Genomic DNA, 14,732 nt, shown 5'->3' with positions numbered 1-14,732 from the left:
TCGGCGGTCGTGGGGGGTGTGCTGGTGGAACCGCTCAGATGACCCGGTCGTAGCGCTGTTCGACGTGGTGGAGCATCATGAGCAGGTTGTCGGCGGTCAGCGGGGGGTGCCCCGCCGAGTCCACTGACACGGGGATCGGCATGTCCCCCGTGGTCAGCCAGCGCAGGTAGCCGTGGTCGTCGATGTAGCTGCGGGCCCGGCCCCGGTTGTCGGGGTGCAGGCAGAACGGGAGGTCGAGCCAGCCCCGTTCGAAGGCCCGCGGCAGGGCGCGTCCGACGTCCGGGTCGGTGTCCAGGACCGCCTCGATGAGCGCGCGGGCCTCGTTGAGGACGCCGCTGTCCCCGGCCGTGCGCACGCGCGGGCCGGCCGTCTCGGCAGCCCGCGCACTGCTCTCCAGTGCGCGGACGTTCTCTCCGATGGTGGGGATGCGGTGGGCCTCCGCCTCGGTCTTGACGATGATGCGCGCCGCACCCGCCCGCACCGCCGTGCGCGCCGCCTGTTCCATCAGGAGTGCCGCGCCCCGGGGCGTGCGGGGGTAGACACCCATGTAGGCGTAGAACACGACGTGCCACTGGCTGTCGGGCAGGTACTCGCCCGCCAGCTCGCGCAGGGCGAGCACGGCCTCCTCGTCCTGTGCGGGGTGGGTCTGCTGGGCATAGCTGAGCGAGATGCTGCGGATACCGTGCTGCCGGAAGAAGACGCCCTCCAGCAGGCTGATCGCGACGAGCAGGCTGGGCGGGCAGAGTTGGCCGAGCATGCACCCCCCGAAGCTCTCCACGTGGGGTCGGCGCCCGTCCTCACCGGACTCGGCGAGGAGTTCGGTGCTCTCGGCCCAGCAGTCCACCGCTTCACGCAGGGGGGTCCGACTGTAGGGCAGGCAGTAGGAGACGGGTCCGCCCTCGGTGGCCTCCAGCCCGAGGCGGGTCAGGGTGCGGAAGATGTCCTGCGGCCGGGACGAGCCGTGGCGGACCTGCACGGGGAAGCCCGCGTCCCGTACCCCGTCGAGCAGCGCCAGGGTCTCGTGGTCCGGCCGGGCGACGATCGGGTAGCCGTTGAGCTTGACGCCGCGCGCCAGGGCTCGGCGGACCGCCTCGTGGTTGCCGGTCCGGGTGTAGCTGTCCAGGGTCAGGGTTCCCACGGTGACCGCGTCGGCGGCCCTGGTCGCGGCCAGTCCCGAACGCATCCGTTCGAGGTCTCCGAACCCCATGCGGGGCTGGACGACCAGGTGTCCGCTGCGCTCAGCGGCGGCGACGAAGTCACCGAACGCAACGCGGTCGGCCGCGGGGGCGGGTGCCGCGGTCATGAGACCGCCCTCAGCCCGCGCACGGACACGAACTCGCGGAAGCCGTCCAGTTCGTGTTCGTCGAAGACCGCGTCGAAGCCCTCGTTGAGGAGCCGACGGGTGAAACCGACGTCACGGACTCCGTCCACGCCCAGTTTCCCGCCCACCACCAGAGGAACCCGTTCGAGTCCGGGCACAGCGCGCAGGTGCCGGACCAGTCCGAGCGCGTCGTTGAACCCGTGGCCGTTGACGCTGCTCACCACCACCAGGTCCGGGCGGTGTTCCAGGCATGCGAGCGCCAGCAGGTCCTCGGGAACGCAGGCCCCGATATTAACGACCTCGTGACCCATTTCCTCCAGCAGGAGCTGCATGAAGATGAGGTTCCAGGTATGGGAGTCGGAAACGGTACTGGAAACGATGGACTTGGGCCGGAAACCCGTAACGCCACCACGGAACATCTATCCCACCTCGACAATGGCGCTTGGCCGTTGATTTCTTTCCTCACCGAAAAGGTACGTCCGGCTCGGACGGAGAACGGGAAGTGCTGTCGGCAGATTCGGCGGCATGTGCGCCGACCGCGGATCAGGCAGCGATCCGGGACGGGGGCCGTGGGGCGTGCGCGGCGCGCAGGACGCGGATCAGGTTGAGCGTGTGCACCCGGGCCTGGCCGGTACCGCGCTCACAGCGCACGAGCCCCCGGTTGATCAGGCTGTTCAACGCCCTCCCGCAGTCGGCGAGGGGGATGCCGCCGATCCGGGCCAGGCCGTCCGCGCGCTCGCCGTCGGCCGTGGCGCAGAGCAGGTCCAGCACGGCCTCCTCGTCCGGTACCAGGGCGGCCGAAGCCCGGCGCAGGCCCTCGACGAGGCCGGGTGCGGCGGGCCCGGTCAACGGGCTGAGGAACGGCAGAGGGTCCTCACGCAGGCAGGACAGCAGGGTGGCCGGGTCGTAGAGGGTCAGCCACGTGGCCGCGCAGACCAGTGCGCCGGGGAGGCAGTCGACCAGCGTGCAGATCTCGGCCAGGTGGGGGGTCTCCCGCAGGCCGGGGCCGGGCGAGATCCTGGCCTCCCCCAGGTGCCAGTCGAGCACGTCGACGGCAGCGGCCGGGGTGAGTGCGGCCAGGGGGAAGACCAGTTCACCGGGTTGGCCGTAGGGATGGTCGGCCACCGCGAGCACCCGCAGCGCGGCACAGTCGCGGAGGAGGCGGGCGAGCACCGCGTCGTCGGGCGTCCCGGGACGGGGAGCGTCCAGGACCAGCAGCGCGGGCCGGTCGCCCACCGCCCGTGCCAGGTCGGCCGTCCCGTCGTTCTCCGCGTCCGGGGAACCCTCGCCGAACAGGCCCTCCACGGCCCGCTCGACGAGACCGCCCAGCTCGCCGGCGGGCGCCGCCGGTGCGCCGTGGCCGGAACCCGTGGCCAGCAGGACGGGGAGCCCGCAGGACCGGTGGTAGCGCTGGGCGACCTCGACCACGAGGCGGCTCTTGCCCGCCCCGGGGGCCCCGGTCACCGTCACCAGCCGGCGGCCCGGCGCGGCCAGTGCCATCGCCAGGGCCGCCGCCTCCTCCTCCCGGCCCAGGATGGGGGTCCCGGCGGTCGGCGGGGGCGCGGTGACGGCGTCGGGGCCGCACAGGCTGACCACGTGCCCGGTACGCCTTCCCGCGGCGGCCCGGAGGTCCTCGCGGTCACGGTCGCTGAGCCGCAGCGCCTCTCCCAGCAACCGGAGGGTGTCCCTGCGCGGGTGCATGGCCCTGCCGTGCTCCAGGTCCCGGATGGCGCGGACGCTGATGGTGGAGAAGTCGGCCAGCTCCTGCTGGGTGAGTCCGGACCGTGCACGGTACCGGCGGAGCAGACCGCCGAAGCGATGGTTCTCGGTGGGGGATGCCATCCTCTGCGTCCTCTTTCCTGTGGGTCAGTTAGGAACGGGGCCCATTCTGGAAAGGAGCACTATCTCCAGCGCATCGTCCGGGAAACCCACGGTCCGGGGTCGGCGGGACCCCGCCCGAGCACCGACGTAACGAAATCGCCGATACCGCTTCCAGCTGCGATGACACGGAGGAAAACGGGGATGCTTCGGGTCCCCCGGGCGTCCGGGACAGGGGATAGCGGCGTGATAGCCAAACCATCGACTCGGGGATGCCGCTGATTTCTAGATTCGTGTTCATCGAAGGAACGAACACGAAAGGCAGACGGATGAAGCTCCTCAAGGCCCTCGCCGCCGCGGTCATCGCCGCCACCGCCGCGCTCGCCCCGATCGTCCTCACCGGAACCGCCGCCCACGCCGGGGCCACCCTGACGCCCGGCGCACCCGCCTCCGGGGAAACCGCGAACAACGACCCCTGGGAGCCGTAGACCGAACACCGCCGACGCGGGTCTACCAGCGTTCGGAGGGCGGTGTGCCGACGATCCTCACGGCCTCGGCGCGCTGGAGTTCCCTCCCCTTGTCCGTGAAGACCCCGGCCGCCCTCTCGGCGAGTTCGACGGCCTGTCCGTGCTCCCCCAGGTCCTGGAGCAGACGCGCCAGGTCCAGTGCGACCTCGGCGGCGCCCTCTCCGTCCCGGATGTGTTCGCGTACGGCCAGCGCCCGGCCGAAGAAGCGCCGGGCCTCGCCCGTACGCCCCAGCCTTCCGCAGGCCCGTCCCAGGTCGTGCAGGAGGTAGCCCTCACCGATCGGGTCGCGCAGCTCGCGTACCAGTTCGAAGGAGTCCGTGAAGATGTCCAGCGCCTCCCGGTGGTCCCCCCTCAGCAGCGCGTACTGTCCGATCCTGCGCAGCACCTGCGCGCGGCTGCGCGGGTCGCCGGTGGTCTCGGCGCACCGGCGGGCCCGCACGAGTTCGTCCATACCCCGCTCCTCCTCGCCCAGGGTCATGCGTACGTGCCCGGTGAGCAGGAGGGTGCGGCCCATCCCGGCCACGTCGCCGATCGACTCGAAGACCGCATAGGCCTGGGACCCGTAGTCCAGGGCGCGCCCGCGGTCGCCGTCGGCGTTCGCCAGATGGGCGAGTTCGCGCAGACACTTGGCCCGGCCGAGCGGGTCGTCGATCCCGGTGAAGATGTCCAGGGCGGAGGCCATCTCCGCGCGTGCCTCCCCGTTCCTGCGCTGGTCCAGGTAGAGGCAGCCGTTGGAGAAGGTGATCGCGGCCATCCCGCGCCGGTTGCCGGCGGTGCGCACCGCCTCCATGGCCCGCTGGTTGGTGAGGGCCCACTCGTCCGGGTGGCAGCGTCGGCTGAACAGTGTGAGCAGGGACACCGCGAGATCCCAGCAGAGTTCGTCGAGCCCCGCGTCCGCCGCGGTCTCCACGGCCGCGTAAAGGTTGCCCTGCTCCCTGTCCAACCACTCCATCGGGTCGTCGAGGACGGCCTCGGTCAGCACACGCGGCGGACGCCACCGGGCCCCCTCGCCGTGCAGGAGCAGGTAGTCCCCGCCGTGGATACGGCGGTTCGCCTCGTCCACCAGGCTGAGCCACCCGCCGACCAGGCGGCCGACGGCCGCGCTCCGGTCGGGCTCGGGTTCCTGGTCGAGGAGGCGCTCCCGGGCGAACAGCCGGATGATGTCGTGGAACCGGTACCGGGGGTCGCCGCCGGGGTCGATCCCGGTGACGTCCAGCATCTGCGCGTCCACTAGGGGTTCGAGCAGGTCGGACGGGTAACGCCGGTGGTCGTCGAGCAGGGCTCCGGCGATCCAGCCCGGTTGGCTCGGTCCGTCGGCCAGGGCGAACAGGCGCAGGCTCCGGCGGGTGAGGGCGTCCATGCCGTCGTAGGTCAGGCTGAGGCTGGCTCGGACACCGAGCTCTCCGTGGGTGAGTTCGTCCAGACGGTGGCGTTCGTCGGAGAGCCGGTTGACCATGGAGGCCAGGGACCAGTGGGGGCGTGCCGCCAGGCGGGCGGCGATGATGCGCAGGGCCAACGGCAGCCGTCCGACCGAACGCACCAGGGCGTCGGCCGCGACGGGCTCGGCGTCCACCCGGCCGGATCCGACGATGCGGCGGAGCAGGTCGAACGACTGGTCCCGGTCGAACACGTCGAGTTCGACGAGAACGGCCCCGGGCACACCGGTGAGCCTGGCCCGGCTGGTGACGATCACACCGCAGCCCGGGCTCCCGGGAAGGAGGTCTCCGACCTGGCGTTCCGATCCGGCGTCGTCCAGCACGAGCAGGACCCGGCGTTCGGACAGCAGGCTCCGGTACATCTCCGCGCGCTCGTCGCGGCCCTCGGGGATGGACTGGCCGGGGATCCCCAGGGCCCGGAGGAAGCGGGCGAGCACGTCCGCGGTCTCGGTGGGGGTGTCGCGGCTGCCGCGCAGGTCGCAGTAGAGCTGTCCGTCCGGGAAGTACTCGTCCTGCAGACGGTGCGCGACATGGACGGCCATGGCGCTCTTGCCGACCCCCGGGCGGCCGATGACGACGGCGACACCGACCGCGTGGCCGCGTTCGGGGAGGGTGAGGGTGACCTCCACGGTCCTGACCGACTCGGCGCGGCCGACGAAGTCAGCGGTGTCGGCGGGCAGTTGGCGGGGCCGGGCCTCACCGGAACCGTGGTACGGGTCGGCCTCGTCGGGGAGGGCCGCCGCCGCTTCGGGCGCCGACTCGGCCCGGGGGGCCGGGGCCGCGCGGACGGGGGCCTGGGGCATCCGGTCGCCGACCGCCTCCGTGCTCAGCCGCAGGCCCGGGGCTCCCGAGAGGATGTCCGCCTCCAGGGTGCGCAGTTCCTCGCCCATCTCCAGGCCCAGCTCCTCGACGAACAGGTCCCGGCCGCTGCGGTACGCGTCCAGCGCCTCGGCCTGCCGCCCCGAGCGGTAGAGGGCGAGCATCAGCTGTCCCCTCAGGCGCTCGCGGAGGGGGAACTCCTGCACCAGCGCGTTGATCTCGCCGATGAGCCCACTGTGGCGACCGAGCCCCAGTTCGAGGTCGATGTAGGTCTCGATGACGTTGGTACGGGCCTCGTCCAGGCGTGCGGCCTTGGTGGCGAGGCTGCGGCTGGAGATACCGCTGAGCGTGGGACCGCTCCAGAGTCCGGCCGCCCTGCGCAGCAGAGCCGCCGCCTCCGCGTCCCGGCCCTCCCGGCCGAGGACCTCCGCCTCGGCGGTGAGCCGGTCGAAGCGACGCACGTCGATCGAGTCGGGGTCGGTCTGGAACTGGTACCCCGGGGGCCTGGTCACCAGGACGGCGCCGGTCGGGGCGAGGCTCTTCCTCAGTCGGGAGACGCAGATCTGCACCTGTGTACGCGCGGTCCCCGGCGGGTCCTCGTCCCATATCGCGTCCACGAGGTAGTCGGTGGACACCACGTACCCGGCCTCCAGCAGCAGAGCGGCGAGAACGACCTGCTGCCGCCCCGGGGGGATGCGCACCTGACCTGCCGGATCCTCGACCTGAAGAGGCCCGAGAATTCTAAAGGGAGGATCTCCCGCGCCCTCGACAAGTGTTTCAAAGCCGATATCGGGCCCCTTAGGAAACGGGGTCGGGGTAGACCGACCAGGATTACGCTCGGATCCTTCCGGACAACTTAGCCACTCGAAAAGCAGATCGTCAATATCAGGCCGCCAACAACAGGGGAACGGGTGGTAGCCGTGCGATAGCGAGCCAATAGGGGCGGCGGCCATTCTGGAACCAGAACCGACACACACTCCGTGACCACCGGGGCGGAACCATGACGATCCGTGACCACGTAGGAGGCCGGAGCAGAGAGGAGTGGGCGTGCCGCCAGTCGGAAACGATCACAACCGCCCATCACCAGGAGCCACGATAACCTCACTCGGAGTGGATCACGTTCGGCTTTCGTATCACTATCTGGATCACGGAGACATTGACGGATACGCGTCGCTCCTCGCAGAAAAAGTGCAGATAAAGCGGCCGGACCTTCCACTCGCGCACGGGCGCGACGAAGCCGAAAGGCTTTACGGAGATCCGTTCCGACCCCGGGGTTTCCATGATCTCTACCGCGTGTTCGGGCAGTCCGGAGACGTCGCCGCGGTCGGCCGGTTCGTGGTGCCGCCGCACGGGCCCGGCCAGGCCCCCGAGGAGGTGGACTTCGTGGACATCTTCACCCTGGCGGACGACGGCCTGATCCTCGGGCAGCGGCGGTTCCTGTCCCCGCGCTACGCGGACCGGCCGCGCGGCGGGGGGTAGACCCGGTCACGCCCCCGGGCCAGCCCCCTCACCGGGTCCGTGGCCGACCGGGGCCGACGGGGCCCTCCCGGTCCACGCGGAACCGTTCGCTGCCAGGGCGCGTCACAGACCACGACGAACGCTCCTCACCCGGAAGCGGCGCCCCACCGCCGTGTGCCCCCTCCTGGTGCCGAGCCGATCCCCGTTCACCTCCCAGAAAGAGGCCCCCACGTGTTGCTGAGCGCGTCCTCCACCGGGCAGGAGGCAGCCGACGCGGCCTTCCTGACCGCCGGTGTCGCCCTGGCTGTCGGCGTCATCGTCCTCATCGCCCTGCTCCTGATGGTGACGAGGCTGTTCCGCAAGGTCGAACAGGGCAAGGCCCTGATCATCTCCAAGGTGCGGGACGTCCACGTCACCTTCACCGGCGCGATCGTCCTCCCGGTCCTGCACAAGGCCGAGATCATGGACATCTCGCTCAAGAGCCTGACCCTGGAGCGAGGCGGACGCGACGGTCTGACCTGTAAGGACAACATCCGCGCGGACATCAAGGTGTTCTTCTACGTCCGGGTCAACGAGACCGCCGAGGACGTCAAGAAGGTCGCCAAGGCGATCGGCACCGAGCGCGCCAGCGACCAGGACACCCTCCAGGAACTCTTCAACTCCAAGTTCTCCGAGGCCCTCAAGACGGTCGGCAAGCAGTTCGACTTCGAGGAGCTGTTCACCCAGCGCGAGGAGTTCCGCCAGGCGATCGTCTCGCTGATCGGAACCGACCTCAACGGCTACATCCTCGAGGACGTCGCCATCGACGAGCTGGAGCAGACCCCGCTGCACCAGCACGACGCCAACAACATCCTCGACGCGCAGGGCATCTCGAAGATCACGGAGCGCACCGCCTCCGAGCACAAGCGCACCAACGAGTTCGAGAACGACCGCCGCAAGGAGATCGACCGGCAGAACACGGAGACCGCCGAGACCCTCGCCGAGCTGGAGAAGCGCCGCGAGGAGGCCGCGGCCAAGGCCAAGCGCGAGATCGAGATCATCCGCGCCCAGGAGGAGGCCGAGACCGCACGCGTCCAGGCCGAGGAGCGGCTCAAGGCCGAGGCCGCCAACCTGCGCACCTCCGAGTCACTGGGCGTCCAGCAGCAGAACCAGCAGCGTGAGATCGCGGTCGCCGAGAAGAACCGCGAGCGCGTCATCGCCATCGAGTCCGAGCGGATCGAGAAGGACCGCCTCCTGGAGGTCATCGGCCGCGAGCGCGAGACCGAGCTGAGCCGCATCGCCAAGGACAAGGAGGTCGAGGCCGAGAAGCGCGAGGTCGCCGACGTCGTCCGCGAGCGCGTGGCCGTCGACCGCACCGTCGCCGAGCAGGAGGAGGCGATCAAGAAGCTCCGCGCCGTGGAGGAGGCCGAGCGCCAGCGCCAGGCCATCATCATCCACGCCGAAGCCGAGGCCCAGGAGAACCTGGTCAAGGACATCAAGGCCGCCGAGGCCGCCGAGGCCGCCGCCAAGCACCGGGCCCAGGAGGAGCTCACGCTCGCCGAGGCCCGCCAGCAGGCCGCCGAACTGGACACCCGCGCCAAGATCCGCCTCGCCGAGGGCCTGCAGGCCGAGGCCGCGGCCGCCGGCCTGGCCGAGGTCCAGGTCCGTCAGCAGGACGCCGAGGCCGTCGAGAAGCTCGGCCGCGCCGAGGCCGTCGTGGCCCGCGAGAAGGCCGAGGTCGAGGCCGACGCGGTGGAGAAGAAGCTGCGTGCCGAGGCCGCCGGCCTGACCGACAAGGCCGAGGCCATGGCCGCCCTGGACCAGGTCAGCCGCGAGCACGAGGAGTACCGCCTGCGCCTGGACGCCGAGAAGGAGGTCCGTCTGGCCGGGATCGACGTGCACCGTCAGGTCGCCGAGGCCCAGGCCACCGCGATGGCCGCGGGCCTGGAGAGCGCCGACATCAGCATCGTCGGCGGCGACGGAGCCTTCTTCGACCGCATGGTCAACTCCATCGGCATGGGCAAGGCCGTCGACGGCTTCGTCGGCAACTCCGACACCGTCCAGGCCCTGGGCAACGGCTGGCTGAACGGCGAGGGCAACTTCGCGGAGGACATGAGGAAGCTCGTGTCCGAGGCCGGCACCGAGGACGTCAAGAACCTCACCGTCTCCGCGCTGCTGCTCAAGCTCATCGCCGCGGGCGGCCCCGAGGCGGGCAAGCTCGACAGGCTGCTCACCACGGCCCGTTCCATGGGCCTGGACCAGCTCCCCGTGAACGCTCTCGCCCCCGTGAAGCAGTGAGGTAGTCCTCCGTGACCGAGGCCCACTCCCAGGAAACACAGTCCCAGGAGACCGAAGGCCCCGGACCCGACACCGAGGACGCGCGGTCGCTGGACGCGGGCACCTACGAGGTGCTCCGCGCCCGGCTCCGCGAACAGACCGGTGAGCTGGCCCGGCGGACCGAGGAACTCAACAACCGCCGACTGGAGGTCTTCGGCTCCGCCGAGCTCTCCCTGCGCGGCACCGAGCGCATCCGGACCGAACACAACTGCGTGCCCCGGGACATCGTGAGCGTCGGACGCTCCGTCGGGGACGCCGCCGACGGGGACATGATCCTCTTCGGCTACAACGTCTACATCGGCATGCAGAGCCAGACACACGTCAGCGACGTGTTCTCCCTGCACCGGTACGAGCACGGCGACACCTCCTTCGAGTTCACCGACGCGCCCGAGGACGCCGTCCCCGGGCTGCTCGCGCACGAGCGGTTCCGCCAGGAGTTCACCCAGCTCTACCGCTACTACCGGGACGCCCGCCTGCTCCAGCTGCGCCGGGTCGAGGACCGGCTCCTCGCCGTGTTCCAGACCGGCCCGCGCACCGAGGACGTGCGGGTCCTGCGGTGGTCGGTGGCTCCCGACGGCGGGATCACCTACCTGGACGACCGCGGCGAACGCGACCACGTGTTCCCGCCCGCACACGACTTCGAGTGGACGGAGGCCACCCGCGAGGACCACGTCCAGGGGCGGCACCCGCACATCTCCGTCCACGACACGCTGTTCGTGGAGACGGTCGGCGGCGACCTGACCGTCAAGATCGAGAACAACACCGAGGTCGGCGAGGGCGTCTACAGCGAACCCGTCGACGAACCGCTGCAGAGCCTGGCCGACGCCTCGGTGTACCACGCCCGGGTCGGCGCGCTCGTCCTCCTGCGCGTCCTGCCCTACAACGAGACGACCTGGCGCCACCTGGTCTTCAACACGCGCACCAAGGAGGTCGAGCGCCTCGACGGCATCGGCCAGTCCTGCCAGCGCCTGCCCGACGACCAGGGGCTCATCTTCCCCGGCGGCTACTACCTGGCCACCGGGGTCGCGCGGACCTTCGACACCGACGTCACCGACCTGGAGTTCGAGCGGGTGGTGCGCTCGCCCAACGGCGAGGACGTCCTGTACGTCTTCCACTCGAGGGCGGACGGCCGCAGCCTGCTGCTGTCGTACAACACCATCCGCAAGGAGGTCGCCAACCCCATCGTCTGCCACGGCTACTCGCTGTTCGACGACGGGACGATGACGGTCTTCCGCGACAACTCGGGGGAGCCCACCCGGGTGCACCCCATGCAGGTGTGGCAGACCCCGTACGTGTCCGACGTGTACGCGGCCGCGCAACCGGTCGGCACCGGCCCGCTGGAGCGGATCGGCAACGCCGAACTGGTCCAGGGCGTGTCCGAGTGCCTGTCGGTGGCGCGCATCGCCGAGGACATGCGGCCCTCCACCGAGGTGTTCGAGGCGCTCATCTCGTCCTGCCGCCGGGTCCTGGACCGGTTCCACTGGCTGGGAGAGGCGGAACTGGGCGACCTGGCCGACCCGCTGGGCGAGGTGCGTTCCACCGCGGAGCGGGTCCTGGACGAGTTCGAGACCGTCCAGGAACTCACCCGGCAGGCCGACGAGAGCCTCCGTGAGACCGAGGAGAAGGTCACCGCGCTCATCCGCCGGTCCCGGGGCGAGACCCCGCGCTCGGCGGAGGGGTGGGTGGGCCGGCTGACCGACCTGCGCCGCGCCCAGGGGCAGGCCGCCACGCTGCGCGAGATGCGCTACGCGGACACCGGCCGGATCGACGCGGTCGAGGAAAGCCTCGGCGAGGAGATCGCCTCCGTCGGGCGCCGCACCGTGGCCTTCCTCGAACAGGACGACGCCTTCGACGGCTACCACGCCGAGGTGGACCGGCTCGTCGAGGAGGCCGAGGCCCTGGGCGCGGTCAGCGCCGCCACCGCGGTCGGTGAACGGATCGCCGAACAGACCGAGGGCCTGCAGGTCGTCACCGAGGTGATCGGCTCCCTCGACATCGGTGACGCCCAGGTCCGCACCCGCATCCTGGAACGGATCAGCGAGGTGATGGCCGGGGTCAACCGGGCCCGCGCCACACTGGAGTCACGGCGCGGGGAGCTGCTCGCCCTGGAGGGCCGGGCCGAGTTCGCCGCCGAGTTCGCCCTGCTGGGGCAGGCCATCACCGGGGCGATCGCCGCCGCGGACACCCCGGAGCACTGCGACGAGCAGCTCGGCCGGATCATGCTCCAACTGGAGAACCTGGAGTCGCGCTTCGCCGAGTTCGACGACTTCCTCCAGGAGCTGTCGGACAAGCGCGAGGACGTCTACGAGGCCTTCTCCACCCGCAAGCAGGCGCTGGTCGACGAGCGCTCCCGGCGGGCCGACCGCCTGGCCTCCTCGGCCGCCCGGGTGCTGGAGGGCGTGCACCGGCGGGTCGCGGCGCTGACCACGCTGGAGGAGGTCAACACCTACTTCGCCTCGGACGCGATGGTGGCGCGGCTGCGCCGCACCGTCGAGGAGATGCGCGAACTCGGCGAGACCGTGCGTGCCGAGGAGCTCCAGGGCCAGGTCCTGGCCGCCCGGCAGGAGGCGGGGCGGGCCCTGCGGGACCGCACCGACCTGTTCGAGGGCGGCGCCGGAGGGGAGACCGTCCGGCTGGGCAGGCACCGGTTCGCGGTCAACACCCAGCCGATCGACCTCACCCTCACACCGCACGACGGACACATGTCGGTGGCCGTCACCGGCACCGACTTCCGGGTGCCCGTCACCGACGAGGCCTTCCAGGAGACCAGGCACCTGTGGGACCGGCTGCTGGTCTCGGAGAGCCCCGAGGTGTACCGGGCCGAGTACCTGGCCACCTCGATCCTGGCGGCGGCCGAGGAGGGGGCGGAGGGTCTGACTCTCGACGCCCTGCACGACGCGGAGCTGCACGCCGAGAACGGGGACTCGCTGCGGTCCCTGGTGCGCGGGGTGGCGGAGACCCGGTACGACGAGGGGTACGAGCGGGGCGTGCACGACCACGACGCCGCCCGGATCCTCTCCGCGCTGCTGCGGCTGCGCGCCGGTGCGGGTCTGCTGCGCTACCCCGGACAGGCCCGGGCCGTCGCCCAGCTGTTCTGGGCACACGGCACCGACAGGGATCAGCGGTCGGCCTGGAAGACGCGGGCGTCCTCGCTGGCACGGGCCCGGAGCGTGTTCGGCGCGCGCAGGTCCGCGGCCATCGACGGGCTGCGCGGCGAACTCGCCGAGGGCGTGGACGCCTTTCTCACCGACACCGGCCTGCACCAGGACGTCGACCTGGATCTGGTGGGCGACTACCTGTTCGAGGAGCTGGCCGCGGACGGGCCCGCCGAGCGCGGGTTCGTCTCGGGTGCGGGCGCCCGCCAGCTCCTGGACCGGTTCCACCGGGCGCTGGGCAGCACCAGGGAGACCACCCGCACGGCCTTCGAGGAGGACCTGCGCGGGCTCGACGGCGACCTGGCGGCACGGCACCAGCTGGTGACGGCGTGGCTGGAGGCGTACGCGACCACCCTGGAGGAGCCCCCGGCCCCGGGCGACCTGCCCGAGGCCGCGGCGATCGCCCTGACCGGGGGGACCTCCCCCGACCGGGGCGAGGGCATCGAACGGTACGAGTCCTCGGCTGCGGTGAGCGAGCAGGTCGCGGGTCTGCTGGGTGCGCACCCGCGGATCAGCGAGCGCTCGTTGGAGGTCCGGCTCGACGAGATCCTGCCGCGCACCCGGCGGTTCCGGACCGTCGACGTACCCGCCTACCGGGACTTCCAGCGCAGACGGAACCTGCTGGTGGCCCGGGAGCGCGAACGCCTGCGGTTGGCGGAGTACCGGCCCAAGGTGATGAGCGGGTTCGTGCGCAACCGGCTGCTGGACGAGTCCTACCTGCCGCTCATCGGCGACAACCTCGCCAAGCAGCTGGGCGCGGCCGGAGACGACAAACGCACCGACCAGAGCGGCCTGCTGCTGCTCATCTCGCCGCCCGGCTACGGCAAGACCACCCTGATGGAGTACGTGGCCAGCCGGCTCGGCCTGGTGTTCGTCAAGGTCAACGGACCGGCGCTGGGGCACTCGGTGACCTCGCTGGACCCGGCCGAGGCCCCGGACGCCACCTCCCGCCAGGAGGTCGAGAAGATCTCCTTCGCACTGGAGATGGGCAGCAACACCATGCTGTACCTGGACGACATCCAGCACACCAACCCGGAGCTGCTGCAGAAGTTCATCTCCCTGTGCGACGGGCAGCGCCGGATGGAAGGCGTCTGGGAGGGCCGGACCCGGACCTACGACCTGCGCGGCAAGAGGTTCGCGGTGTGCATGGCCGGAAACCCGTACACCGAGCAGGGCAAGCGGTTCCGGATCCCGGACATGCTCGCCAACCGCGCCGACGTGTACAACCTGGGCGACGTGCTGTCCGGCAAGGAGGAGCTGTTCGCGCTCAGCTACATCGAGAACGCGCTCACCTCCAACCAGACGCTGTCCCCGCTGTCCACCCGGGACCGGGAGGACGTGTACACGTTCGTGCGGATGGCCCAGGGGGACGACTCGGTCGGGACGGACCGGCTGAAGCACCCGTACTCGGCGGCGGAGGTGGACCGGATCGTGTCGGTCCTGCGGAAGCTGCTGCGGGTGCAGGAGGTGGTGCTGGCCAACAACCAGGCCTACATCGCCTCGGCGGCCCAGTCCGAGGACGCCCGGACCGAGCCCCCGTTCCAGCTCCAGGGCTCCTACCGGAACATGAACCGGCTCGCGGAGAAGATCGTCCCGGTCATGAACGACGCCGAGGTGGAGGCCGTCATCGACGACCACTACCTCGGTGAGGCCCAGACCCTGACCTCCGGGGCCGAAGCCAACCTGCTCAAGCTCGCCGAGCTGCGGGGGGTGATGACGCCCGAGCAGGAGGCGCGCTGGAGGGAGGTCAAGGAGGGCTTCCGCAGGGGCCGCGCCCTGGGCGGGTCCGACGACGACCCGATGACCAGGGCCATCGGCGCGATGGGGCTGCTGGCCGACCGGGTCGGCGAGATCAGCACGGCGCTCGAACGCGACTGACCGC

The 14,732-nt window shown here is 71.0% G+C and carries 8 protein-coding genes; 4 read left to right on the top strand and 4 right to left on the bottom strand.

The genetic code is table 11. The features are described from left to right. Positions 1-34 precede the first annotated feature (34 nt). From AC0VYD_RS01485 to AC0VYD_RS01475, 3 genes are all read right to left on the bottom strand, one after another. The gene (locus tag AC0VYD_RS01485) at positions 35-1,303 is read right to left on the bottom strand and encodes a methylaspartate mutase (RefSeq protein ID WP_475478222.1); all 1,269 of its coding nucleotides are present in this window, start codon (positions 1,301-1,303) and stop codon (positions 35-37) included. Continuing rightward, positions 1,300-1,740: a cobalamin B12-binding domain-containing protein gene (locus AC0VYD_RS01480; protein WP_475478221.1), complete on the bottom strand. Its 441-nt coding sequence runs from the start codon at positions 1,738-1,740 to the stop codon at positions 1,300-1,302. The genes AC0VYD_RS01485 and AC0VYD_RS01480 overlap by 4 nt, the downstream gene beginning before the upstream one ends. 124 nt (positions 1,741-1,864) lie before the next feature. Continuing rightward, positions 1,865-3,163 carry a helix-turn-helix domain-containing protein gene (locus AC0VYD_RS01475; RefSeq protein ID WP_475478220.1) on the bottom strand — a complete coding sequence of 433 codons (1,299 nt, stop codon included), beginning with the start codon at positions 3,161-3,163 and terminating at the stop codon, positions 1,865-1,867. Between the two features lie 305 nt (positions 3,164-3,468). Between AC0VYD_RS01475 and AC0VYD_RS01470 the strand changes: the two genes are divergently transcribed. Then, positions 3,469-3,627 carry a hypothetical protein gene (locus tag AC0VYD_RS01470; RefSeq protein WP_475478219.1) on the top strand — a complete coding sequence of 53 codons (159 nt, stop codon included), beginning with the start codon at positions 3,469-3,471 and terminating at the stop codon, positions 3,625-3,627. Positions 3,628-3,649: 22 nt separating this feature from the next. Here AC0VYD_RS01470 and AC0VYD_RS01465 read toward each other — a convergent pair whose 3' ends face one another. After that, positions 3,650-6,622, bottom strand: coding sequence for an AfsR/SARP family transcriptional regulator (locus tag AC0VYD_RS01465; RefSeq protein WP_475478218.1), 2,973 nt, complete (start codon positions 6,620-6,622; stop codon positions 3,650-3,652). Between the two features lie 340 nt (positions 6,623-6,962). Between AC0VYD_RS01465 and AC0VYD_RS01460 the strand changes: the two genes are divergently transcribed. From AC0VYD_RS01460 to AC0VYD_RS01450, 3 genes are all read left to right on the top strand, one after another. Beyond that, entirely contained in the window at positions 6,963-7,400 is a 438-nt protein-coding gene (locus tag AC0VYD_RS01460) for a nuclear transport factor 2 family protein (RefSeq protein WP_475478217.1), read from the top strand. A gap of 210 nt (positions 7,401-7,610) precedes the next feature. Further along, positions 7,611-9,656, top strand: a complete 2,046-nt coding sequence (locus tag AC0VYD_RS01455; protein ID WP_475478216.1) for an SPFH domain-containing protein — start codon at positions 7,611-7,613, stop codon at positions 9,654-9,656. An 11-nt stretch (positions 9,657-9,667) separates the two neighbouring features. Further along, a complete protein-coding gene (locus tag AC0VYD_RS01450; RefSeq protein WP_475478215.1) occupies positions 9,668-14,728 on the top strand; it encodes a DNA repair ATPase in 5,061 nt (1,686 codons plus the stop codon). The last annotated feature ends 4 nt before the right edge of the window (positions 14,729-14,732 follow it).

It is taken from the genome of Nocardiopsis sp. iso_40 (assembly GCF_056173285.1).
This window is presented reverse-complemented; position numbering and strand designations above follow the sequence as displayed.

What these genes read in the sequence shown, in the direction of transcription:
- AC0VYD_RS01470 (WP_475478219.1), top strand. Translation starts at nt 3,469, where the DNA reads ATGAAGCTCCTCAAGGCCCTCGCCGCCGCGGTCATCGCCGCCACCGCC.
- AC0VYD_RS01480 (WP_475478221.1), bottom strand. Translation starts at nt 1,740, where the DNA reads ATGTTCCGTGGTGGCGTTACGGGTTTCCGGCCCAAGTCCATCGTTTCC.
- AC0VYD_RS01475 (WP_475478220.1), bottom strand. Translation starts at nt 3,163, where the DNA reads ATGGCATCCCCCACCGAGAACCATCGCTTCGGCGGTCTGCTCCGCCGG.
- AC0VYD_RS01485 (WP_475478222.1), bottom strand. Translation starts at nt 1,303, where the DNA reads ATGACCGCGGCACCCGCCCCCGCGGCCGACCGCGTTGCGTTCGGTGAC.